General features: G+C 66.4%; 27 protein-coding genes, 1 pseudogene and 1 other annotated feature. Of the genes and pseudogenes, 19 read left to right on the top strand and 9 right to left on the bottom strand.

The genetic code is table 11. The annotated features are described in order from the left end of the window. Positions 1 to 30: 30 nt before the first annotated feature. Positions 31 to 618: a helix-turn-helix domain-containing protein gene (locus tag ACQ4LY_RS08560; protein WP_431075594.1), complete on the bottom strand. Its 588-nt coding sequence runs from the start codon at positions 616 to 618 to the stop codon at positions 31 to 33. A gap of 77 nt (positions 619 to 695) precedes the next feature. Here ACQ4LY_RS08560 and ACQ4LY_RS08555 point away from each other — a divergent pair, with 77 nt between their 5' ends. Next, entirely contained in the window at positions 696 to 1,637 is a 942-nt protein-coding gene (locus ACQ4LY_RS08555; protein ID WP_431075593.1) for an NAD(P)/FAD-dependent oxidoreductase, read from the top strand. 85 nt (positions 1,638 to 1,722) lie between these two features. Continuing rightward, the gene (locus ACQ4LY_RS08550; protein ID WP_056313431.1) at positions 1,723 to 1,911 is read left to right on the top strand and encodes a hypothetical protein; all 189 of its coding nucleotides are present in this window, start codon (positions 1,723 to 1,725) and stop codon (positions 1,909 to 1,911) included. A 526-nt stretch (positions 1,912 to 2,437) separates the two neighbouring features. Here ACQ4LY_RS08550 and ACQ4LY_RS08545 read toward each other — a convergent pair. Further along, positions 2,438 to 2,767: a hypothetical protein gene (locus tag ACQ4LY_RS08545; RefSeq protein ID WP_431075592.1), complete on the bottom strand. Its 330-nt coding sequence runs from the start codon at positions 2,765 to 2,767 to the stop codon at positions 2,438 to 2,440. A gap of 431 nt (positions 2,768 to 3,198) precedes the next feature. On the opposite strand from ACQ4LY_RS08545, the gene ACQ4LY_RS08540 reads away from it, so the two are divergent. The 9 genes from ACQ4LY_RS08540 to ACQ4LY_RS08500 all read left to right on the top strand — a co-directional run bounded on the left by ACQ4LY_RS08540 (position 3,199) and on the right by ACQ4LY_RS08500 (position 9,039). Next, positions 3,199 to 3,792 carry an RNA polymerase sigma factor gene (locus tag ACQ4LY_RS08540; RefSeq protein ID WP_431075591.1) on the top strand — a complete coding sequence of 198 codons (594 nt, stop codon included), beginning with the start codon at positions 3,199 to 3,201 and terminating at the stop codon, positions 3,790 to 3,792. Beyond that, positions 3,758 to 4,903, top strand: a complete 1,146-nt coding sequence (locus ACQ4LY_RS08535; protein ID WP_431075590.1) for a hypothetical protein — start codon at positions 3,758 to 3,760, stop codon at positions 4,901 to 4,903. Before ACQ4LY_RS08540 ends, ACQ4LY_RS08535 begins: the two co-directional genes overlap by 35 nt. Before the next feature lie 125 nt (positions 4,904 to 5,028). Then, the gene (locus ACQ4LY_RS08530; protein WP_431075589.1) at positions 5,029 to 5,469 is read left to right on the top strand and encodes a hypothetical protein; all 441 of its coding nucleotides are present in this window, start codon (positions 5,029 to 5,031) and stop codon (positions 5,467 to 5,469) included. Between the two features lie 108 nt (positions 5,470 to 5,577). Beyond that, the gene (locus ACQ4LY_RS08525; protein WP_431075587.1) at positions 5,578 to 6,135 is read left to right on the top strand and encodes a hypothetical protein; all 558 of its coding nucleotides are present in this window, start codon (positions 5,578 to 5,580) and stop codon (positions 6,133 to 6,135) included. Between the two features lie 26 nt (positions 6,136 to 6,161). Then, entirely contained in the window at positions 6,162 to 6,761 is a 600-nt protein-coding gene (locus tag ACQ4LY_RS08520; protein WP_431075586.1) for an RNA polymerase sigma factor, read from the top strand. Beyond that, positions 6,758 to 7,459 carry a signal peptidase I gene (gene lepB / locus ACQ4LY_RS08515; RefSeq protein WP_431075584.1) on the top strand — a complete coding sequence of 234 codons (702 nt, stop codon included), beginning with the start codon at positions 6,758 to 6,760 and terminating at the stop codon, positions 7,457 to 7,459. The genes ACQ4LY_RS08520 and lepB overlap by 4 nt, the downstream gene beginning before the upstream one ends. 54 nt (positions 7,460 to 7,513) lie before the next feature. Then, positions 7,514 to 7,753: a PLD nuclease N-terminal domain-containing protein gene (locus ACQ4LY_RS08510; protein ID WP_431075583.1), complete on the top strand. Its 240-nt coding sequence runs from the start codon at positions 7,514 to 7,516 to the stop codon at positions 7,751 to 7,753. Between the two features lie 480 nt (positions 7,754 to 8,233). Continuing rightward, the gene (locus tag ACQ4LY_RS08505) at positions 8,234 to 8,626 is read left to right on the top strand and encodes a hypothetical protein (RefSeq protein ID WP_431075581.1); all 393 of its coding nucleotides are present in this window, start codon (positions 8,234 to 8,236) and stop codon (positions 8,624 to 8,626) included. Further along, positions 8,623 to 9,039 (top strand): hypothetical protein, encoded by a 417-nt coding sequence (locus ACQ4LY_RS08500; RefSeq protein WP_431075580.1) that lies wholly within the window; start codon positions 8,623 to 8,625, stop codon positions 9,037 to 9,039. Before ACQ4LY_RS08505 ends, ACQ4LY_RS08500 begins: the two co-directional genes overlap by 4 nt. Before the next feature lie 104 nt (positions 9,040 to 9,143). Here the strand turns inward: ACQ4LY_RS08500 and ACQ4LY_RS08495 are convergent, their stop codons facing one another. After that, positions 9,144 to 10,610: a carboxylesterase/lipase family protein gene (locus ACQ4LY_RS08495; protein WP_431075579.1), complete on the bottom strand. Its 1,467-nt coding sequence runs from the start codon at positions 10,608 to 10,610 to the stop codon at positions 9,144 to 9,146. 124 nt (positions 10,611 to 10,734) lie between these two features. Here ACQ4LY_RS08495 and ACQ4LY_RS08490 point away from each other — a divergent pair, with 124 nt between their 5' ends. After that, positions 10,735 to 11,280, top strand: coding sequence for a hypothetical protein (locus tag ACQ4LY_RS08490; RefSeq protein WP_431075578.1), 546 nt, complete (start codon positions 10,735 to 10,737; stop codon positions 11,278 to 11,280). Positions 11,281 to 11,468: 188 nt separating this feature from the next. Here ACQ4LY_RS08490 and ACQ4LY_RS08485 read toward each other — a convergent pair whose 3' ends face one another. From ACQ4LY_RS08485 to ACQ4LY_RS08465, 5 genes are all read right to left on the bottom strand, one after another. Continuing rightward, positions 11,469 to 12,512 (bottom strand): DNA-methyltransferase, encoded by a 1,044-nt coding sequence (locus ACQ4LY_RS08485; protein ID WP_431075577.1) that lies wholly within the window; start codon positions 12,510 to 12,512, stop codon positions 11,469 to 11,471. Next, a complete protein-coding gene (locus ACQ4LY_RS08480; protein WP_431075576.1) occupies positions 12,509 to 13,558 on the bottom strand; it encodes a lipoate--protein ligase family protein in 1,050 nt (349 codons plus the stop codon). Before ACQ4LY_RS08480 ends, ACQ4LY_RS08485 begins: the two co-directional genes overlap by 4 nt. A 47-nt stretch (positions 13,559 to 13,605) precedes the next feature. Continuing rightward, a complete protein-coding gene (locus ACQ4LY_RS08475) occupies positions 13,606 to 14,346 on the bottom strand; it encodes a DUF1684 domain-containing protein (protein ID WP_431075575.1) in 741 nt (246 codons plus the stop codon). Positions 14,347 to 14,477: 131 nt separating this feature from the next. Continuing rightward, entirely contained in the window at positions 14,478 to 15,332 is an 855-nt protein-coding gene (locus tag ACQ4LY_RS08470) for an alpha/beta fold hydrolase (RefSeq protein WP_431075574.1), read from the bottom strand. Positions 15,333 to 15,406: 74 nt separating this feature from the next. Further along, positions 15,407 to 16,144, bottom strand: coding sequence for a copper homeostasis protein CutC (locus ACQ4LY_RS08465; protein WP_431075573.1), 738 nt, complete (start codon positions 16,142 to 16,144; stop codon positions 15,407 to 15,409). 82 nt (positions 16,145 to 16,226) lie between these two features. On the opposite strand from ACQ4LY_RS08465, the gene ACQ4LY_RS08460 reads away from it, so the two are divergent. The 4 genes from ACQ4LY_RS08460 (at position 16,227) to ACQ4LY_RS08445 (ending at position 19,666) form a co-directional block, all read left to right on the top strand. Next, positions 16,227 to 16,667, top strand: coding sequence for a MarR family transcriptional regulator (locus ACQ4LY_RS08460; protein ID WP_431075572.1), 441 nt, complete (start codon positions 16,227 to 16,229; stop codon positions 16,665 to 16,667). 5 nt (positions 16,668 to 16,672) lie between these two features. Then, entirely contained in the window at positions 16,673 to 18,019 is a 1,347-nt protein-coding gene (locus tag ACQ4LY_RS08455) for an MFS transporter (RefSeq protein WP_431075656.1), read from the top strand. 73 nt (positions 18,020 to 18,092) lie between these two features. Continuing rightward, complete coding sequence (locus ACQ4LY_RS08450; RefSeq protein WP_431075571.1) at positions 18,093 to 18,533, top strand: hypothetical protein; 441 nt, start codon at positions 18,093 to 18,095, stop codon at positions 18,531 to 18,533. Positions 18,534 to 18,667: 134 nt separating this feature from the next. Next, entirely contained in the window at positions 18,668 to 19,666 is a 999-nt protein-coding gene (locus tag ACQ4LY_RS08445) for a hypothetical protein (protein WP_431075570.1), read from the top strand. On the opposite strand, the pseudogene ACQ4LY_RS08440 reads toward ACQ4LY_RS08445, so the two are convergent. Continuing rightward, positions 19,612 to 19,890, bottom strand: a pseudogene (locus ACQ4LY_RS08440) (hypothetical protein); the annotation flags it as partial. The gene ACQ4LY_RS08445 and the pseudogene ACQ4LY_RS08440 sit on opposite strands and share 55 nt — an antisense overlap. Positions 19,891 to 19,984: 94 nt before the next feature. Between ACQ4LY_RS08440 and ACQ4LY_RS08435 the strand changes: the two are divergent. The 3 genes from ACQ4LY_RS08435 to ACQ4LY_RS08425 all read left to right on the top strand — a co-directional run bounded on the left by ACQ4LY_RS08435 (position 19,985) and on the right by ACQ4LY_RS08425 (position 21,758). After that, the gene (locus tag ACQ4LY_RS08435) at positions 19,985 to 20,278 is read left to right on the top strand and encodes a hypothetical protein (RefSeq protein ID WP_431075569.1); all 294 of its coding nucleotides are present in this window, start codon (positions 19,985 to 19,987) and stop codon (positions 20,276 to 20,278) included. A 372-nt stretch (positions 20,279 to 20,650) separates the two neighbouring features. Beyond that, positions 20,651 to 20,941, top strand: coding sequence for a hypothetical protein (locus tag ACQ4LY_RS08430; RefSeq protein WP_431075568.1), 291 nt, complete (start codon positions 20,651 to 20,653; stop codon positions 20,939 to 20,941). Further along, positions 20,665 to 20,790: a sequence feature (AL1L pseudoknot), on the top strand. Its footprint overlaps the gene before it by 126 nt. Before the next feature lie 229 nt (positions 20,942 to 21,170). Beyond that, positions 21,171 to 21,758, top strand: coding sequence for an integrase core domain-containing protein (locus ACQ4LY_RS08425; RefSeq protein ID WP_431075567.1), 588 nt, complete (start codon positions 21,171 to 21,173; stop codon positions 21,756 to 21,758). The last annotated feature ends 26 nt before the right edge of the window (positions 21,759 to 21,784 follow it).

Below are 21,784 nucleotides of genomic sequence, written 5' to 3'. Positions count from 1 at the left end.
CGCCGCTCAGCGCCGATGGCGGCCGTCGTGTCAGATGGCGGGCGTCGCCCTCGCCCGGATGTGGATGCGTTCGCCGTGCCTGCCGAACATGCTGAGGATCTCGACCGGCCCGTTGCCGGCGGATCCGAACCAGTGGGGGTTCTTGGTATCGAACTCGGCTGCTTCGCCGGGCCCCATCACGATGTCATGCTCGCCCAGCACCATGCGAAGTCGGCCATTGAGCACGTAGATCCATTCGTAGCCGTCGTGAGTGCGCAGAACGGGGTCACGTTCGGTGGCTGGGATGGTGATCTTGAATGCCTGTGGTTCGCTGTGCGGTTGCGACAGACGGGTGAGCGTGCGGCCCTCCGTGCGGGTGGCTCTTTGCGGAACCCGCGGGTCGTCGATCTTCGGGGACGTGACTATGTCATCCAGTGAGATCGCAAGCGCGGCGACGACGGGAAGCAGCAACTCGAGACTGGGCTTGCGCTGACCTGACTCGAGGCGCGAGAGCGTGCTCTTCGAGATTCCCGTCGACTTCGCAAGATCCTCCAGCGTGATGTTCTTCTTCTGCCGCGCATGACGCAGACGCGGGGCGATCTGGCTGAGTTCCGTCTCGATCCGCTGAAATGTGCTCACCTGCTCATGGAAGCATTTCGTTCCAGTTTCGGCAACGGAATTCCCGAGACTGCGTGCCCGCCTGTCACCGTGGTCGTATGAGCGAGAAACGACAACACGATGTCATCGTCATCGGCGCGGGCGCGGCAGGCCTGAGCGCAGCACTGGTGCTGAGCAGAGCGCGAGCCGATGTCCTCCTGATCGATGCGGGCCAGCCGCGCAATGCGCCTGCCGAGCACATGCATGGCTTCATCAGCCGCGATGGCATGCCGCCACGAGATTTCCTCTCAGCGAGCCGAACTGAGGTGTCGGCCTACGGTGCCCGGTTCGTCGCAGGATCGGTCGGGCCGATCGAACGCTCGGGCGCTGTCGGCTTCCGAGTCACACTGAACGACGGCACGGTCGAGAGCGCACGTGCTGTCCTGGTGGCGACCGGCCTTGTCGACGATCTTCCCGACATTCCGGGCATTGCTGAGCGCTGGGGGACGATGGTGCACCATTGTCCGTATTGCCACGGGTACGAAGTCCGCGGTCAGCGCATTGCCGTGATCGGAGGCCCGCAGCGAGAGATGTCGCTCAAGCAAGCCGGGCTCCTTCGCCGATATAGCGACGACGTGACACTCATCACCAACGGCATCGATCTCACTCTCCATGAGCTGCAGCGCTTCGCCGCATTCGGGGTCGCAGTCGTGCACGGCTCCGCAACAGCAGTGACAGGGGCGCACAACACTATCGAAGCTGTCCGGCTCCACGACGGGAACGTCGTGGCATGCGACGCGGCGTTCGTCGCTCCGCGGCAGACGCCGCGAGACTCACTCCTCACATCGCTCGGCTGCGAGACCCACCCCGACACAGGACTCGTCGTCGCAGACGGATTCGGCCAGACCAGCGTCCGCGGCGTCTGGGCAGCAGGCAACGTCGTCACTCCCACCGCTCAGGTCATCACCGCCGCAGGTAACGGCAGTGCGACCGGGATCGCCATCAACGGATGGCTTCTCCAGCAAGACCTCGACACCGCATCCGCAACCCGACCGCAGTAACCCGACAGAAAGGGCATTCACGATGTCTCAGCCGACAACAGTTCCCACAACCGCACCACAGCCCCCGTCCGTGCACGTCAGAGCCGTGATCACTTGGATCGCGATCTTTCCACTCGTCACCCTCGGGTTCTTGGCGATCGCGCCCTTCGCGGAGGACTGGAACCCCATCCTTCGCGCCTTCCTCCTCACCATCGTGGTGGTCCCCGTCGCCGTCTACCTCGTCGTTCCTCAGCTGATGCGCGTGTACGGAAAGATCCGCGCCACTCGTCGTTGAGGGAATGCCCGCGTATTCACTGCAACCAGGTAACTGTCGCTGACCAGGACATTGTCGACGCTGGCTTGAATCTGTACCTGCAGGTAGATCAACGGGACTGAAGCCTGCCGACAACGAACATCCCGGCACCAATGACAGCAATAGCACACGCAGTCACCATCACTGCGGCGTCGTGAGGCAGCATGGCGCACCCGACGGAGGTGTCCTCGTAGGGACAGCTTCTCCAGGGCTGGAAGACGAACAGCACTGCTGTCGCGGCGCCCAACAGCGCAGCTGAAGCACCGATGAAGGCCATCAGTCTCGATGCGCGTTGAGTCACGGTTTCAAAGTAACTCAGCGATCGCGCTGGACGCCTGAACATCTTCGGCGGAGCGAAGCCTCTGCATCCAGTGACGGGAGCGGCGTGCTGCCGAAAACGATCGTTTTCGGCGGGGTTCTCATGTCGAGCTTGGCCACGCGCTTGCTCGCGTAAGACGGGCCCCGTAGCTCGGCCGTGGCAGACCGTTTCGGCGGGGAGGGCCGGCCTTCATTCGATAGGGATGCCGTCCGCCTCCAGCGCCTCGAGATGAAGGTCGAGGGCCGCGTCGCTGCTGGCCCAGACTTCAACGAGTTGGCCGTTATCGATGAGCGCAACCGCGACGCCTGGTACGCCCCAGTTCACCATCATCAGTTCGCGGCGGTGCCCATCTCCCTGGGCGAAGGTCGCGCCGACGGCTGTGATGGTGAGGCTCGGAATTCCGCCGGGATAGGTCACAGCTTCGGTATCGAAACGCCCCTCGAGCTCTTCGAAGGTGAGCGTCGATCCTACGAGGTCGCACCCGGGGGCGCCGAGTTCAGGCAAGGCCGAGATGGGCATCTGCTCCTCCGCGCAGATGCCCAGCGCTTCCCCTCCTGGAGGAACGATCACGCCTTGCGCTGAGTTATCACACGCAGTGAGTGCAGCGGCCGCGATCACGCATACCGCTGCAACGGCAGCGACTCTATGTCTCACACGACGAACATATCGGGCCGGTCGCGAAGCTGTCCTCCGCCCATTGCTGGATCAGCTGATCCGCCGAAACGTCGGCCTCCCAGTGACGGGAGCGATGGCCTGCCGGAGTCGATCTTTTCTGGCGGGAGCGAGTTGCTCGCCTTCAAACGGCTGCCGATATCGCTCTCCGGAACTCGCTTTCGGCGGACGTTTTCGGCGGTGTGGCGTTTGGCTCGAGCCGTGCCGTGAGCGTCAACCCGGGATCGTGTCTTGCAAGATTGGTGTGAACCGAATCGAGGGAATCGAGCAATACGGATGTGAGCCCCGATAACGAGGTGATTGAACGCTCGGTCCTCGAGCCAGCTGTCTTCGAGACGGTGTATGCCCGGCATGCGACGTCGGTGTATCGCTATGTAGCGCAACGGCTGGGCGATCACGCGGCCGAGGATGTGATGTCCGAGACGTTCCTTGTGGCGTTCGACCGACGTTCGGCCTACGACGTGACGGTGCCGAGTGCAAGACCGTGGCTGCTGGGCATCGCGACGCGGCTCATGCACAAACACGCCCGCCTGGAAGCCACCGCATGGAAAGGTATGTCAGCGGAGCTCGCCGCGCAGATCACTCCGGACTTCATCGAGCAGGCCGGCGCACGCATCGATGCTGCACGGCTTACTCGACGGTTGACGAAGGCCCTGCGGCGATTGCCAGAGGTGGACCGGGACACCCTGCTGCTCTACGCATGGGGAGAACTCGACTACGCGTCGATCGCGGAGGCCATGCATGTGCCGATCGGCACCGTGCGCTCGCGACTCAACCGCGCGCGGCGAAAACTGCGCCGCGCGGCTGTACTCACATCTACCGAACAGGAGACGGATCATGGACGAGCTGACGCTGCTCCGCAACACGCGTGATGACTCACGTGAGCCAGGCTCTGAGGTATTGGCTCGAGGACGCGCTGCTCTCGCCGCACGGATCGATGGCGAGACACCTGTGGCGCTCTTCGCGCAGGTGGGCGAGAAGACCGCGTTCTGCCCGACACCTGCACGTCGCCGTCGCACGGTCGCGTGGGCGGGATTCTCAGTTCTCGGTGCCACCAGCGTGGCCGTCGCACTCGTGGCGACCAACGTCCTGGGGGTTGCCGGCTGGAACGGCGGAGCCGATCCCGCTGCGGCGAGTGCGCTCCACTCTGCGGCCCTCGCAACCATGGAAGTCAGCGATCCCATCGTCGGACCCGGCCAGTATCTGTTCATTCGCACCGATGGTGCTTTCGGGGCGATCGGAACTCTGGAAGAGGACGCCGAGAAGATTCAAGCAAACGACGGAAACATCCTGCCCGAAGACAACGTTTCCATGATCGACAGCTATCACGACGAGCTTTACGTACCGGCTGATCGCGACGATGACTGGGTATGGATTCAATGCGGACGGCGGCCACTCCAGACGTTCGGTCCCAGATCAGAAGCTTTTGCCAGTGAACAGGCAGCGAGCTTCTACGAGTACGATTCGAGCGTCATCCGGCGATTTCCTGGAGGAATCGGCCCCGATGGGCGCAGCGTCGTCGGGTACCAGACCCTGACGGACACGAGCGTCAACTACGACGCACTCCCGCGTGACCCGGCCGAGCTCCTCAGCAAGATCTACGAACTGAACGGCAACGCTGGACAGTCTCGCGATGGGGAGGCGCTCGAGTGGATCAGAAGCGCCCTCTATCGAGGGACCGCGCCTGCCGAGTTCAGGGCAGCGCTGTACAAAGCGGCCGCACTGATCCCAGGTGTGGCGATCACGGATCAGCAAGCGACCTTGAACGGCATCACCGGCATCGCGATCGGACGGCTCGAACCGGCGAACAACGTCCAGTACGACATCATCATCGACCCCGAGACCGGACAGTACATCGGCGAACGAGAGGTCACACTCACCGCATACGCCAGCTTCCCCGCAGGGACGGCGACGAGCTGGACTGCCGTGACGACGTCGGTCGTCGACGCTGCGCCCACCGATATCGCGACCTGCGATAGATAGGCAGCGGACATGAACCTCTACGGAATCAACCCGAGCGCGCTCCTCCTGCCTCCCACCCAGTCCATCGACATCACGCCGGCCCTGTACGGGGCTTCTATCGACACGTCTCCGACTGGAACCCTTCGATGAGCGCGACGACGCGACGCGCGACCATCGTGCGATGCTTCTTCGCGGGCTTCTCCCTGGTGATCGTCGGTGTGTTCGGGACGGGGTGCTCTGTCGACGCCATGCTCTGGGGATCGGACGGCGCGCAGGTCATCGAGACAACGGACCGAGTCATCGATGCTGCCGCAGAGGGAGACGTCGCCACCTACGTGTGCGCGGACAGCGCGCCGGAACTCCGCGATCCCGAGGACTGGGAGGGGCTCTCAGCAGAAGAGCCCGGAGTGTTCACGCCCGAATACTGGCCCGAGCAAGCGCCACTCGACCCCTCGTGGAGCATCAACCTCTCTCTCCCCGCAGACCGTGTGAACCCCGGCGAGGAATACCCCGGCGACATCTTCTTCCGGAACACCGACACGGGCCTCTGCCTCGTCGCGGTCGCGTGGTGGACCGTCGAGGAATAGGCGCACCTGGCCGGCCCCCATGAGCCGCGCGGAGGGGGGTCGGCGGGCTTGAGACGAAATCGCGGCGACCGGCCACGTACTGTACGAGCCGTTGTTAGGGAGCGCCACATGTCACTAATCGACCGATATCTTGCCGATTCGGATCCAGCACCCGACGTCGTCGATCCGCGCATCGACAATGTTCTGGCGAGAATGTCCCATGCAGCCCGGAACTCGACCGGTGTAGGCCGTCACTCTCGGCGCGGCAAGTTCGCTCTTCCCCTCGTGCTCGTTGGAGCTGTCGTCCTCACGGGTGCAGCAGCGGCAGCGCTATCGCCGCTGTGGTTCTACCGGGATGGAGAGCAGACGGCTGGCGATGTCGTCATCTCGATCGAATACACGACTCCGCAGGGTGCAGCCGCAGAATGCACCTATGCGGTCCAATTCGGTGGGGTCTCCGCAAACGGTTCCGACCCGTTGCCGACCAATTTCGATGAGCTGATCGCCGACCTCAGCACGCCCGGCAGATGGGACCACTTCAAGGAGCGAGTCGACTCCCGCGTCATCGCCGTCCCCGGTTCAAGGTGGGTCGAAGTCGCGGGTGACGTCTTCCGAGAGCAACTGCCTGAGGAACTATCCGCACTCTCGATGTCGGTGAGCTCCGACTGTCTGGACGTGCAACCGTGAAGGAACCAACACCACACACTCACCGAGTGGAACGGCTCATTGCGGAGAACGGCCCCGACCTTCTGAGCTACTTCTTGCGAAGAACGGCCGAGCGCGAGGACGCTGCTGATCTACTGCACAACACGTTTCTCGTGATCTGGCGGCGGCGAGGCGCGGTCCCGAGTAACGATGAGAAAGCGAGGATGTGGTTCTTCGGAATCGCGCGAAACATGCTCCGCGACGGCAGACGCGCACACTCTCGTCGCGAAGCGCTCTCGAACGTGCTGATCGGCGAGATTCGGCGAGCTGAGGAGTCAACTCTGGGCGAGGACCCTGCGAAAGCTGCGGAGCGGGCAGAGCGGGCGAGCGCGGTCCGTGCTGCCCTCGGCACGCTTGACGACCGTTCCCGAGAACTTGTCATCCTCGTTCACTGGGACCATTTCTCTCTCGTAGACGCCGCCAAACAGCTGCGGATGAATCCGTCGACAGCGCGCACCCGCTACGCGCGCGCTCGCGCGCGCCTCGCCGAGCATCTCCAGCTCATCGAAGACGAATCGCAGCCTCCGAGTGCTCAAACCGAGAACCCTATGTCCGCAGCGGTGATGTCGCCGTTGTCCACCGACACAAGCCCTGAGGTGACACGATGAATCTGCGAGCGACCCACACGGACGACGCTTCTGAACACGTCTCCACAGCAGTGCTGGATGCCGCAATCCGACCGCGATATTTCTTGACGTTCTTGCGAGACATCCTGATAATCATCGTGATCGCGCTGCTCGTCTCATGGTTCGTGAAAACCTACGTGGTGCGCTCTTTCTTCATCCCCTCAGGGTCGATGCAGAACACATTGCAAGTGCACGATCGGATCCTCGTCAACGAGATCGCTATCAACCGATCGACCCTCAACAGAGGCGACATCGTCGTTTTTCAAGACCCTGGTGGTTGGCTCGACGGAGCCCCCGGAACCGAGCCGACGCTCATCGAACAAGCCCTCGAAGTCGCAGGCCTCACCGCTTCTGACAGCGGGAACCATCTCATCAAACGCATCATCGGACTCCCCGGCGATCATGTGGTGTGCTGTAACGACCTCGGGCAGATCGCGGTGAACGGGACCCCCCTCGATGAGCCATACATCCGTGAACCGGATCGCCCGAGTTCGAGCCAGCCGTTCGATGTTGAGGTACCTGAAGACTCTCTCTGGGTGATGGGCGACAACAGAAACTCGTCCAGCGACTCGCGCGCGAACGTGTCATCACCCGGCAAAGGGTTCGTCCCCATTCAAGACGTCGTCGGCAAAGCATTTCTCGTCGTGTGGCCGATCGCTCACATCAGGTTGATCGGTTGATGGTCCGAGGAATCGCCCCATGTCTGTGGTCAAGGCACCCCATAGTGTGGACCCATGGAGGTGCACAACCCGCTGATCCCGGCCGGCTACGACATCGCGTGGTCGTCCGTCGCGATCCTGACGTTCGTGCTCCTCATCGTGGCACTCGTTTCGCTCGTCCGCACCGCCCGACGACTCACCGGCACGCAGGCGTTGCTATGGACGGCGATCATCCTGTTCGTGCCTGTGGTCGGCCCGCTGTGCTGGATGCTGATCGGTCGCCGCGCTGCGGCTCCCCCGTCCGGTTCCGCGTAGCAAATCCTATGAGCCCTGCCGGAAACGATCGTTAGCGGCGGGGCCCAGGCTCGGCGCTCGGAGGGTGGCAGAAAACGCTCGTCACAACGGCCAAGCGGCATACCTTTTCGGCAGGCCGATGTGTGGCCGCTCGGTTCGGATCGGGGCCACGACCGAGACGGGGGCTGGCCCGCGCTGATATCTGCGACTGGCGCAATGGCCTGTCCGCCGAAGAGAGGACAGACGCTGGATCGCGAATCACGCCAGAATGCAGGAATGGCGAAGCGGATCAGTGTTGTAGCGCTGGGAGCGCTCATATGTCTCCTGTCTGGCACAACGGCCCTTCTGTCCGGATGCGGCGCTCCGGCAACAGGCACTATCGGGTCGCCCTCAGCGATCACGTCGGCGCCAGGCGCGGCCCCGACTCAGCAGCCGGCCGATTCAACCCCGAATGAACCGACGCCCGAGTCGCTGCCTGCGGCCGAGCCCACACCCAGTTGCATGCGTGCGGACGGAGGGGGAATCATCCTGCCCAGCGGACTGCTCAATGTGGATCCGTATTCGAGAATGCACGACTACGGAGCCCGCGAGGGGGCGACCGGCACCGTGCAGTACGCCGACGACGGCTCACTCATCTCCTATGAAGTCGCGTCCGGCGACTACAACGACGCCATCCTGGATCGGTTCTGCGTGGGCTTCTACTACCTGGACGCGCTGAACACGGTACGGCGCGGAGGCGGCAGCTCCGTGGACCCGAACCGCCAGGTGTACCCCCCGGACCTCCATGTCGGTGACACTGTGAATCTCAGCCCCTACACGATCACGTCCGTGGGTGACGTCAACGGCGAAGTGTTCGCCTACGAGACGAGCTTCATCCTCCCGCCGCAGCGATGAGAATGTTGCAGCGGCACCAGCAGAACGCATCCGCCGGCAGTTTTGGCTCGAGAAGGGGCAGGTCGAGGATTGCCGTCCTTCTCATGGTCGCAGGATTCGTCTCTTTCGGGCTGACCGCCTGCGCGCCACGCGAGCAGACTCCCGAAGAACGTGCCCGGGAGATCGCGGAGCGGTGGGTGGATGCGAGTCAGCGAGGGGATGAAGACGCCGCGCAGGGACTGTCGTGCGGGCCGATTCTCGGAGGCGTGAACTCCGACATGCCAGAACTCGACGGCTATACGCTCGACGTCACCTCACAGAGAGGCGGTCAGTTCATTATCCAGGTGACGACGTCATACGTGGACTACCCCGAACTCGTTACGAAGCTGGGAGTGCGGACGCACGGCGAACTCTGCATCTCGTGGGTCCGGTGAGTGCATGTCCGACGACGTAGAGAACGGCTCGCCGTCAAACGCTCCGCCGAAACCCCCTGCCGAAGGCTGATCCGCATCTGGCGCCATCCCCTCGGACGCCCGGCTCAGAGCAGCGCCCGCACCGACGCGTACGCGTCGGAGACCTCGCGGGTGGGCCGATCGTAGACGCGCACGACACCGGCATCCCCGTCGTGTCTCGTCCACCCGGGGTCGCCCGTGCTGACGAAGGCGACGGCGGCGCCGTGCACGTCGTCGGCGAGTTCTTGCGGCGGGTTCGGCCCGGCGAGCGGCTCCATCGAGGGGCCGTCGAGGCAGTCGAAGAAGAACGGCACGTCGAGGCAGTGCTCCGCGAAGCCGAAGTGTCCCGAGGGCCACGAGAACCGGTAGAGCCAGGTGGGCGCATCACCTCGGTCGCCCGCAATGCGAGGCACCGAGGTGCGGAACATCCGGTCGGTGAGCACGCGCCCCGCGAGACGGGCCTTGCCGAGACGGACGACGTCGGAGTTCGCGGCGAGATACTGCGCGCGGATCCTCTTGGGCACACCGAACCGGTTCAGCAGCACCGCCTGCGGCACCCACCGCAGCGCCTTCGCCGCTCTGCCCGCGAACGCCATGGTGAACTCGTCGTCGGCCGCGCCGATCACGAGCGGCTTGTCGGCGCCGACGCCTGCACGCAGCGATTCGCGGGTCGGCCGCGGCAGCAGGTCGCCGTCGATCGCCGGGCCGAGCGGCAGCCCCTCCTCGATCATCGTCGTCATCGACGAGGGACCGAGCTGGGTCGCCTTCTTCTGCAGAGCGAGCACGCGGTCCTCCGACAGCGTCGAGAGTCCGGCCACGGTCGGAGGCACCCCACCCGATGCGGCGAGCGCCCGCCCGAACGCCTCGGCCCGCGGTGCCGCGACATCGCCGAGAGCTCCCGAGATCGCATAGACGCCGTGGAACAGGTGCTGCGCCTTCTCCATGCCGAGCAGCGTGAGCACCGCCCCGCCGCCCGCGGACTGTCCGGCGATCGTCACGCGACCGGGGTCTCCGCCGAATGCTGCGATGTTCTGCTGCACCCATTCGAGGGCCAGCAGCCAGTCGCGCACGCCGCGGTTGGACGGTGCATCCTCGATCCAGCCGAAGCCGTCGAAGCCGAGCCGGTACGAGATCGACACGGTGACGACGCCGTCGCGGTTGAAGTTGCGCCCGTCGTACCAGGGGCTCGCCGGCGAGCCGGCGAAGTAGCCGCCGCCGTGGATCCACACGAGGACGGGAAGACCCGCAGCCGTGGGATCCGGCGTGAACACGTTGACGTTCAGGGTCGAGTCGCCCTCGACGCTCGGCTCGGGGATCAGCGTCACCCCGGGGTCTCCACGCTGTGCGGTGGCGGCGAACTCGAGCGCATCGAGCACGCCCTCCCACGGCGCCTTCGGCACGGGCGCCTGGAATCTCAAGTCGCCGATCGGCGCCTCTGCGAACGGGATGCCGAGAAAAGCGGCCGAGCGCACAGCCCCTCGCCCCCCGGTGGTCGGGCGCCAGCCCCCGCGAACCCGCCCCGCGGCGGTCTGCACTTCGACGTACTCGGTCATGACTCTCACACTCTCACGCCGAGACTCTCTCCCGCCGAACGGCATCCCGGGATGTGTCCCGTCGGCCGATCCTCGTCCCGCTTGCTCCCGTCACGGATCGCGCCCGTCGCCTAGTCTCGACGTCATGGTCTACCCCCGCGTCTACTTCTCCGCGATCCAGAACGAGGCCGAGTTCCTTGCCGACTACGAACCATCGCTCGCGACATGGGCGGACGAGGATGGATCGACGCTGCTCATGCGGGCTCTGCGCAACGCCGATCCCGCCAGCCGAGTCGCGATCGCCACGCGACTGCTCGACGACGGCGCTGATGCCGCCGCAGCGACCGAGAGCCACGTGAACGCGTTGCACGTCTTACTGAGCGCGACGGCTCATGATTTCATCGCTGAAGCAGCTCTGCTCGCCCGCCTGCTCGATGAAGGCGCGGACATCAATGCCGACAGCGGCAGTCGATGGGGCACGCCGCTGCAGACACTCTGTCGCACGCTCAAGTTCTCCGACGAGACTCTCGCTCCGTTCTACGACGTCCTGTTCGCCCGCCCCGAACTCGATGTGACCACCCCGAGCAGCGTGGGACGCAGCGTCACCGAGAGCGCCCAAGCCGCCATCAGACGGCGCGCCGACCTGCTCGCGCGCTGCCACGCGCACACGAACCGACACGGACCGCAGTGACGGACGAAGCGCCGCAGCGGATCACCAGTCGGAGTGCTCGAGCAGACGCCGCTCGTCCTCACGAACGAACAGCTCGTTCCCCGGGCCATCGCCCGCCGTCGCGACGGCCTGATCCCCGAAGCGCGTGAGGTCAGACACTTCTTCTTCGAGATCGTCAGCCGGACGCGGTCCGGTCACGCACATGAGAACTACGCGCCGACCCGCGTGACCACGGCGTCGGGCATCCGCTCGGTCATGACGCGCACGGCCTCTGGGTTATCGTCGACGAGCACCGCGTCGCGCCCGAGAGCCGAGGCGACGGCCCCGGTGGTGCCGCTGCCGGCAAAGAGGTCGAGCACACGGTCGCCCGGACGGCTGGACGCCCGCACGATGCGCCGCAGGATGCCCTCGGGTTTCTGCGTCGGATATCCGGTCTTCTCGCGGCCGGTCGTCGGCACGATCGTGTGCCACCACACGTCGGTGGGCAGTTTGCCGCGGGCGGCCTTCTCGGCCGTGACCAGGCCCGGCGCCATGTACGGCTCACGGTCGATGTCATCGGAGTTGAACACGTACTCGCGCGGGTTCTTCACGTACACGAGGATCGTGTCGTGCTTGGTGGGCCAGCGGCGACGCGACTTCGCACCGTAGTCGTAGGCCCAGATGAGTTCGTTGAGGAAGCAGTCGCGGCCGAACACCGCATCGAGCATGACCTTGGCGTAGTGCGCCTCGCGGTAGTCGAGGTGCAGGTACAGCGTGCCGTCGTCGGCGAGCAGCCGCCACGCCTCCTCGAGTCGCGGCATCAAGAAGGCGCCGTAGTCGTCGAAGCGGTCGTCGTAGGTGCGCAGCATCCCGCGCACCCGCTCGTACGCGTGGCCGTGGAACCCGTGCCGCACCTCGGAGGGCGCCGTAACCGGTTCAGGATTCAGCACGATCGAGGCGGCCACGGCGGCGGACCCGCCGGATTCCGGGGACTCGACTCCCACCGCGTCACCCTCATGCGGAGGTGTGAACGTACGCCGGGCGGTGACGACCTGCCGCTCCTGCGCGCGACCCGTGTTGAACGGCGGATCGAGGTAGACGAGCGTGAAAGACGCGGACGGAAGGGTCGCCGCTGCGGCGAGATTGTCGCCCTGGAGGATCGAGACCTCCCCGCGAACGGGAGCAGGATCGACGGGAGCAGGATCGACGGGAGCAGGATCGCTGGGCGCTCGATCCTCTGACGCAGCCGCCGGCACAGGCGCGGGGTCGGTCACGGAACCCGCTGCAGCCACGCGTCCGTGGCGAACTTCGACTCGACCAGCGCCTCGGCATCGGCGTACTCGTCGGCGGTGATCGCGCCGTCTTCGGCAGAGGTCAGCGAGCGGAACGTGTCCTTGAAGCGCTCGATGATCTCGGCCCGCGCGAGGCCGGTCTGGCTGCGCAGCGGATCGACGCGCTTGGCCGCCGACGTGGTGCCCTTGTCGCTGAGCTTCTCGCGGCCGATGCGCAGCACCTCGGTCATCATCTGACCGTCGATGTCGTAAGAGAGCGTCGCGTGGTGCAGCACTCCCCCGTTCGCGAGGCGCTTCTGGGCTGCTCCGCCGATCTTGCCCGACGAGCTGGCGATGTCGTTGAGCGGCTGATAGATCGCATCGATCCCGAGCGAGCGCAGCGCCTGCAGCACCCAGTCGTCGAGAAAGGCATACGAGTCGGCGAAGGTCATCCCCTGCACGAGCGATGCCGGAACGTACAGCGAGTACGTGATGATCTGCCCCGCGGCCATGAGCATCGCGCCGCCGCCCGAGATGCGGCGGACGACGTCGAAGCCGTGGCGAGCGGCACCCTCGGGGTCGACCTCGTTGCGGTACGACTGGAACGAGCCGATGACGACGGCCGACTGATCCCATTCCCAGATGCGCAGGGTCGGGCGTCGGCGCCCTTCGCCTACGCGAGAGGTGAGCACCTCGTCGAGCGCGAGGTTCATGCGGGGAGAGACCGCCTTCTCATGGACGATCTCCCAGTCGAAGTCGTTCCAGCCGGGTGCCGTCACGAGCGCACGGCGCACCGCGGTGCCGACCGCCTCGGGCGTGAAGCCGAGCAGCTGCGCGCCCTCGGGCAGGGCACCGCGCACTGCCGCGGCGATGGCCGTGGCATCGGATTCGACCGGCAGGCCGGTGACCGCCGCGTCGATGTCGTCGAGCGCCGTGTCGGGCTCGAGGAAGAAGTCGCCGGCGAGGTGGAAGCGAGCGATCCTGCCGTCGTCGACCTCGAGGTCGACGACGACGAGCTTTCCGCCTGGAACCTTGTATTCACCGTGCACGGTTACAGCTTAAGCCGCCACCGTCGCGCAGGCGTCGAACCCGCGGATCAGCGCCCGAGGACCACCGCCCGCTCTCCTGCGCGGATGGGCGCAGAGAAGCGGTTGCCGGCCGGCGGAAGCGGGCAGACGTACTGGTCCGAGAACGCGCACGGCGGCAGGTAGGCCCGGTTGAAGTCGATCACCGCGGATCCGCCTGCGTCCGGCTCCTCGATCGGCAGGAAGCGGAACCGATAGGTCTCGGTGCCGTTCGTCCCATCGGCGAAGACCGCCGTCAGAGCGCCCTGCGGGGTGCGGGTGGCCGCGAGCGTCACGGCGACGCCGTCGAGGGTGAAGTGCAGCCTGCCCGCCAGGTCGGAATCGTGGACGTGCCCGTCGATCGACGTCACCGCGATCGTCTCCCCCGGCGTCGGCTCGAACACCGCCGCGATCCGCCAGCCCTCCCGTGGCGGATACGCGTCGATCGCGCTGAACCGTTCACGCTCGGGTCGCCTCGGGTTGAACACCCGCAGGGCGACCGTGCCGCGTCGATCGAACACGCGCAGCTCCCGCCGTCCGAGCCTCAGCGACTCGCTGCCGCGCAGAGTGACGACCGACCCGGATGTGCCGAGGTCACTGCCGCGGATACCTCCGTCTCCCGTGAGCGCCCAGAGCCCCGGAACCCCCTCCACGGCAGCGGGCTCGGTGATGAGCCAGTTCGTCGACTCGAGCGCGGCCGGACCGTACTCCGCCCCGGCATACCGCTCACGCGACTCGTGCCACGCCCGCCACTCGTCTTCGAAACCCACCACGCACCTCCCTCTCGCCGCGAATCTATGCGGAGGGGAGACCGATATGTCGGGTAGACGTCACGCGGATTCACCCGCTGTAACACCCGTTCACGGGGCGTAACACGCGGACGCGCGGGAGGGTGCGACGCGGCTCAGCGCGCAGGGATGTGCGTGTCGAGCCACGAGAGGATGTCGGCGCGGACCTCGTCCTGCTGCAGCTCGTTGAAGATCTCGTGACGCGCATCCGGATAGACGAGAGTCGTGATGTCGGTGAGCCCAGAGCGCGTGCGGTACTCGTCGGCGAGCTTGTGGACGCTGCGGGGACCGCCGACCGAGTCGTCGCGGCCCACGAGGAGCAGCATCGGGATGTCGCGGCCGAGGTCCTTGCGGGGGCGGCCGTAGAGCTTCGCGGCCTCGATCGGGCCGAACAGCTTCAGCAGCGGCACGTCTGTGGTGAGGGGGTCCTCGTCGAACTCCTTCCACACCGCGGGGTCGCGGCTGAGCCACTCGAGCCCCGTCGCGTCGTCTGCGGCCCAGCGGGCGTTCAGCGGTGCGGCGTTGAGAGAACCCGGCATCCGCAGGGCGGAGCCCGACAGGATCACGGCATCCCACGCTTCGGGGTGGTCGTTCACGAGCATCTGCGCGAGGAACGACCCCCACGAGTGCCCCAGCAGGACGAGCGGAAGATCAGGATGCTCGTCCTTGATGATGCCGGTGAGCTGCCAGACGGCCTCCTTGGCGGCGATCAGACCGCCCTTGCCGAGTCGGCCCAGCTTCGCAGGGCCCCCGTGCTGCCGGATGCCAGTGCGGCCGTGCCCGCGATGATCGTCGGCGTAGACGTGGAAGCCCGCCTCGGTGAGAGCGGCGACCAGCGTGCCGTAGCGACCCGCATGCTCGCCGACGCCGTGCAGCAGCTGCACGACTCCCCGCGCATCCCCCGCCGCCTCGTGGACGTCGTAGACGATGGCGATGCCGTCAGCATCCGTGAACTCACGCGTATCCGTCACGCCCCCACCCTACTGAGAGTGCGCGCGCGTGTCAGGCCAGCGTCAGGCCAGGTCAGGCGCCGCGCGCGGCGCAGTCAGGCCGACAGCGCGGCGATGACGCCCTGGGCGATGGCGAGGTCGGTGACCTCGTAGCCGCCGACGCCGTCGGAGGCCGACCCCATGCGAACTCCGCCGTCTTCGTGCACGGTGCGCTTGGCCGAGAAGTGCAGGGCGTCGACTCCGGTCGCGGCGAGGGCTTCGGCGCTGGCGGCATCCACTCCGCTCCCTGCCATGACCTCGATCGCACCTCCGGCCTCGGCGACCAGGGCGCGAAGCGTGTCGATGCCGTCGATCGCGACCGAGGCGCCACCCGAGGTGAGCACGCGGCGGAGGCCGAGCGAGCGCGCGGCGACGAGCGCGGCGATGGGGTCGGCGGTCACATCGATCGCCCGATGGAGGGTGACGGATGCTCCGCCCGCTGCGTCACGCAGCCGGGCCATCGCGTCGAGGTCGAGGCGGCCCTCGGCATCGAGGACCCCGATCACGACGCCGTGGGCGCCGGCCTCGATCGCCGCGCGGACGTCACGCTCGGAGAGGGCGATCTCGTCGGCGTCGTAATGGAACCCACCGGCACGGGGGCGAATCAGCACGTGCACCTCGGGCCCCGCGGCGCGAGCGGTCTCGACCGCCAGTTCGATCGTGGCGAGTGAGGGCGTCAGGCCACCGAGCGGCAGCGCCTGCGCGAGTTCGACACGGGCGGCGCCGACAGCTCCGGCGATGCGGACTCCGGCAGGATCCTGGACGGCGATTTCGATGGCGGGGGTGCGGGTCACCCGTCCATTCTGGCGTGTGCTCCCGACCGACTTCGGCATCCGACTTCCGATTCTGCGGGAAATTACTTAGACTGTCTAAGTAATGTCTGCGTCTGATGAATCCCTCCACCTCACCGCGACAGACCTGCGCATGGCGACTTTCCGACTCGCACGGCGCCTGCGATGCGCACGAGCCGTCGACGCGATGAGCGATGCGCAGCTCGCCGTGCTCGCCACGCTGCGCATGCACGGTCGCCGCACGATCACGGCCCTCGCCGAGCGCGAGCGCGTCACTGCACCGTCGATGACGAACATGATCAACGGGCTCGAGGAGCAGGGTTTCGTGCTCCGCACTCCGGATGCCGAAGACCGCCGTCGCGTGCAGGTCGACATCACCGAGGCGGGCACCGAGATCGTCGCGCAGACCATCAAGCGCCGAGACGAGCTGCTCGCCGACATGCTCGCCGAGCTCGACTTCACGGAGGAAGAACTCGCGACGCTGCGCGACGCCAGCGCCCTGATGCGAAAGGTGGTCGACCGATGAGCGCGATGTTCCGTTCGTTCTCGAACATCAACTACCGCATCTGGTTCGCCGGCGCCCTCGTCTCGAACATCGGCGGGTGGATGCAGGCGACCGCCCAGGACTGGGTCGTGCTCACCGAGCTCACCGACAACGACGCTGCGGCAATGGGCTTCACGATGGCGCTGCAGTTCGGCCCGCCGCTCGTGCTCGTGAGCCTGACCGGATGGGTCGCCGATCGATTCGAGCGCCGGCGCATCCTGATGGCCACGCAGTCGGCGCTGCTGCTGCTCGCGATCGCCGTGGGTGTGCTGCTGCTCAACGGCGTGATGACCCTGCCGATGATGTTCTGCTTCGCCGCGGGCTTCGGTGTCGTCAACGCGTTCGACGCCCCGGCCCGGCAGGCGTTCGTCTCCGACATGGTCTCGTCGGGCGACACGTCGAACGCGGTCGCCCTCAACTCGGCATCCTTCAACCTCGCCCGCATGATCGGCCCGGCGGTCGGTGGCCTTCTGATCGTGGCGATAGGATCGGGGTGGGTGTTCATCGCGAACGCCGTCACGTTCCTCGCGATGCTGGTCGCGCTCCTCCTGCTGCGCACCGGCCAGCTCGCACCGCGTCTCAAGAACCGGCGCCCCGGTGGGCTCGCCGAGGGCTTCCGCTATGTGTGGGGGCGCAGCGACCTGCGCGTGGTCTTCGTGACGGTCTTCCTGATCGGCGCGTTCGGCATGAACTTCCCGATCTTCGCGTCGACCATGGCGCTGGAGTTCGGGGCGGGAGCCGACGGCTACGGCGTGCTGAGCTCGGTCCTCGCGATCGGCTCCCTCGCCGGCGCACTGCTCGCCGCCCGACGCGACCGCGCCAGGGTACGAGTCGTGATCCTCGCGGCCGGTGGCTTCGGCGTCGCGGCCTTCATATCGTCGGCGATGCCGACGTACATCTCCTATGCGGTCACGCTCACGTTCACCGGCTTCATGATCGTCACACTGCTGACGACCGCGAACGGCTACGTGCAGATGACGACCGCTCCTGCTCTGCGCGGCCGCGTGCTCGCGCTCTACATGGCGGTCATCATGGGGTCGACTCCGGTCGGAGCCCCCATCGCCGGGTGGGTCGCCGACACGTTCGGCCCTCGCAGCGCGATCATGCTCGGCGGCACCGCCGGGTTCGTGGCCTGCGCGATCGGCGCGATCTGGGTCTTCACCTCCGGTCGCCTGCACCGGTCCGAGAACAGTCGCTTCCTGATGACGCTCGATGAGACCAGGCCGCTGAACGTCATCGACGAGGCTGAGATCCTCGATGACAAGGCTGACCCGGCGGAGTTCAGCGACGAGGTCGCCGCCACGACGCCGATCCGGACGGCGAAGAAAGACTGACCGGGGTCCGAGCGCATGTGAGGCGTTTGTCAATGCCCTCCACGCGTGGCTGGGGCGGACGTACGTTCGCCCCATGGACCAGAACACAGGACGCACCCCGCACCCCGAGCAGCCCGCAGAAGGCTCCCCCGAGGCGATCCCCGAGCACAACACTGCGCCGGACGGACAGGCGAGGGCGGATGCCGGGCGTCACACCGACGAGCTCGACGGCAACGCCCAGGGCTCCACCCAGGGCGGCGCCATCCAGGGCGACAGCTCGCACGGCGAATCACCCCGCGGGGCGATTCAGGGCGACGCCGAAGAAGAGAACGCGCAGGGCGCAGCGCAGGGCGGCGCCATCCAGGGCGACAGCTCGCACGGCGAATCACCCCGCGGGGCGATTCAGGGCGACGCGAGCCCCGACCGCGATGCGGCGATCGGCGGCGACGAGAACACCGAAGACCAGCTGACGGCCGACAACGAGGTCGAGCGCGACACTCTTCGCACGCTCGATCCGAACGACACTCCGGCCTGACCGGCGGACTGCACGACGAAGGGGGCGGATGCCGCAGCATCCACCCCTTCGCTGGCAGACCTGTCCCTCGACCGAGCAGCGCGGCGATCGCACATGCCGATTTGGCCGCCGGGAGGCGGGTGTAGGTTGCGAACATGGAGCCGATCCGAGTGGGCCTCATGGCGGATCCTGCTTCACCCACGACCGTTGCGCGTCGGATGACCGACCTCACGCCGCCCCTCGCCGCCGCGGCCGACGACTGGATCGTCGAACTCGTGAGCGAGCCGTTCACCCTCGGGTCTGAGGACGTCGATATCGCCCTGGAGCGCCTTCGTGCACACGCCGACCAGAACCGGTGGGATCTGGTCATCGGGGTCACCGAGCTTCCGCTTCGGGATGATGACGGCCGCTATCTGCTGGCGGCCATCGATTCTCGACGCCACTCCGCAGTGCTGTCGCTCCCCGCTCTGGGCGGGTTTCGGGTGCAGAGCCGCGCCCGCCACGCGGTGAGGGGGCTCGTCGACGGGATGGCTGAGCCCGCCTCGCCCGGGGAGCAGCGCCTGCCGCTCCCCGGACTCAGTGCCCGTGGGCGCGTGCTTCTGGGCATGGTGCTCGCCAATCGTCCCTGGCTGCTCGCCGCCGGGCTCAAGTCCGCGCTGGTCGCGGCCCTGGCGACCGGCGCGGTGGCGACGATCGAGCCGACGGTGTGGTCGCTCGCCAGCGCGCTGTCCGGCTGGCGTCTGGTCGCGGCGACGGTGGCCTCCATCGCGATCATCATCGCCTGGATAGTGATCGACGGCAGGCTCTGGGATCGTCCAGACGACGACTCGCCTCAGGCCCGTGAGCGGTCCCGTCTCTACAACACATCGACGCTGCTGACTCTGACCATCGGCATCGTCATCTGCTATCTGGCGCTGTATCTCGTGAACCTGGCCTGGGCGCTCTTCGTGCTCGACACGGCCGTGATGAGCGAATCTCTCGGCCGAACCGTCGAGGTCGGCGATCTGTTCGTACTCACCTGGTTCGTCGCGTCGGCGGCGACCCTCGGCGGAGCGTTGGGCACCGGCCTCGAGTCCGACGATGCGATCCGTGCCGCCACCTACTCGAAGCGCGAGGAGGAGCGACGCGCCCGCCTGGCGGACGAGCGCACCTGAGACGGCGACGACGCATGACGAAGGAGGCGCCCGATCCCCGAGAAGAAGTCGTGGTTCTCGTCGGCGTTCGGCGAGAGCGCCGACAGGATCGCCGGGTTCACGTTCGTGACGGTCGAGGGGAACATCGCGTCGTAGCCGAGGTTCATCAGCGCCTTGTTGGCGTTGTAGTGCAGGAACTTCTTGACGTCTTCGGTGAGGCCGACGCCGTCGTAGAGGTCCCGAGATCCGCGGTGCGGGCTGCCATGAGGTGCCCCGGCGCAACAGGTATCCTTCACGGGATCGCGCATTTGCGGAGCGGATCGCATCGAAAGGCTCACCGTGGACGTCATCTCCTGGTTCTGGCACCCTATGGCTCTGTACGTGGGGTTCCTGTTCCTGTGTTTCGTCGGTGCCGTCACCGTATTCGCCCTCATCCTCCGCGGGAGCAGCGCGAAGCCCTCGGCGCTCCCCGACGAGGGTCCGGCCACCCCGCCGAGCTACGGGCCGCCGGCGCCGTACGGGTACCCCGCCGCGCCCGCGCCCGGTCCCGCACATCTCGCACCTGGACAGCTGCCGACAGCGCCCCACGCGGGCGGACATGTCGTGCCGTTCCATTTCAGCGGCCTGAACTGACCCCAGGGGCCCTGACCGGGGAAGCGCACGTCGTCGACGGCTGGGCGGGCGTCGAAGAACCGCAGCACGCAACAAGGGACGCGGGATCGAATGATCCCGCGTCCCTTCTCTGCGAGAACGTGGCTATTGCACGATCGCTGCGGAACCTACACGTGACTGTGCGTCGTCACTCAACTTGGCCCTCGATCAAGTATTTGACCCACGAGAAATCAAGCGTCCTACGCGAAGCATCTCCCGCTATTCACTCAAACGACTTGACCCTACGAGAAGCTTCTGCGAAACGCGCACCCCCGCGCAGCCGCGCTTCCAACTCAGTTCACGCGTTGCTCGTGGTCCGCGCCTTCCGGGCCGAGGTCGATGGGAGAATCGGCAGTGATCGCCGCGTCCGCTTTTTTTCGCGGCGGAACTCGACCGCCCCACGACGAGATGATCCGGTACGTCGACATGTTCCGGGATCGTTTCGGGGTCGAGGCCATCTGCCGCACTCTGGGTGCGACAGCCAGTGGGTTCCTCACCGCGCGCGGTTATCGGGCCGCCAAGTCCCGGCCCCGGTCGTCCCGCGTGACTCGTGATGATGTTCTCGGCGCCGAGATCGCCCGCCTCCATGTGGAGAACTACGGCGTCTACGGGGCCCGGAAGATGCACGCGTTGATGCGCCGGTAAGGGTGGTTGATCGGACGAGACCAGACCGGTCGAATCATGCGCGCGTTCGGCCTGGAGGGCGCCCGACGCTCTCGCCGGGTGTTCACCACCCGCCCCGATCCGGCAGCCCTCCGGCCCGCGGATCTCGTGAGGCGCCAGTTCCGTGCGGACGCACCCTGCCGGCTCTGGGGCTCGGACAGCACCTATGTCGCGACCTGGTCCGGGTTCGCTTACGTTGCGTTCGTGACCGATGTGTTCTCTCGCCGAATCGTGGGTGGGCTGGTCCGTCTCCGCCTCGCTGCGCACGGAAGCATCGCCGCTGCCAGCGTTGGAGATGGCGGCGTGGTCCAGCGGCGACATCACCGGGCTGGTCCATGACTCCGACAGAGGATCGAACTACGTCTCACTCGTCTACACCGACCGGATCCTCGAGCTCGGGGCGACGCCCTCGGTCGGATCCGTCGGTGACAGTTACGACAACGCCCTCGCCGAGGCCGTCAACGGGCTCTACAAGACGGAGCTGATCCGACGCCGAGGGCCCTGGCCGACCATCGAGCAGGTCGAGCTCGCGACCCTGGAATGGGGGTGGTGGTGGAATGGCCAGCGTCTCCACGCCGAACTCGACTACCCCCCCCGGAAGTCGAGGCCGCCCACTACGCTGACCTCGAATCACCAGAGCCGACAACCGTCAGCCTTGGAAACCCCTAGGAACCAAACCCAGGGCGATTCAGATCCTGATGCGCTGGATGGGATGCCCCGGCTCACTCTTTGGAATCAAGAGACCACCCAAGGAACGGTGGATCGATCCCCTCGACGCTCGGCCGTATACCGCACATGAGGCATCGATCCGCACCGGGCCAGCGC

This window comes from Microbacterium phyllosphaerae, assembly GCF_050628115.1.
In the GTDB taxonomy this organism is placed as follows: domain Bacteria; phylum Actinomycetota; class Actinomycetes; order Actinomycetales; family Microbacteriaceae; genus Microbacterium; species Microbacterium phyllosphaerae_A.
This window is presented reverse-complemented; position numbering and strand designations above follow the sequence as displayed.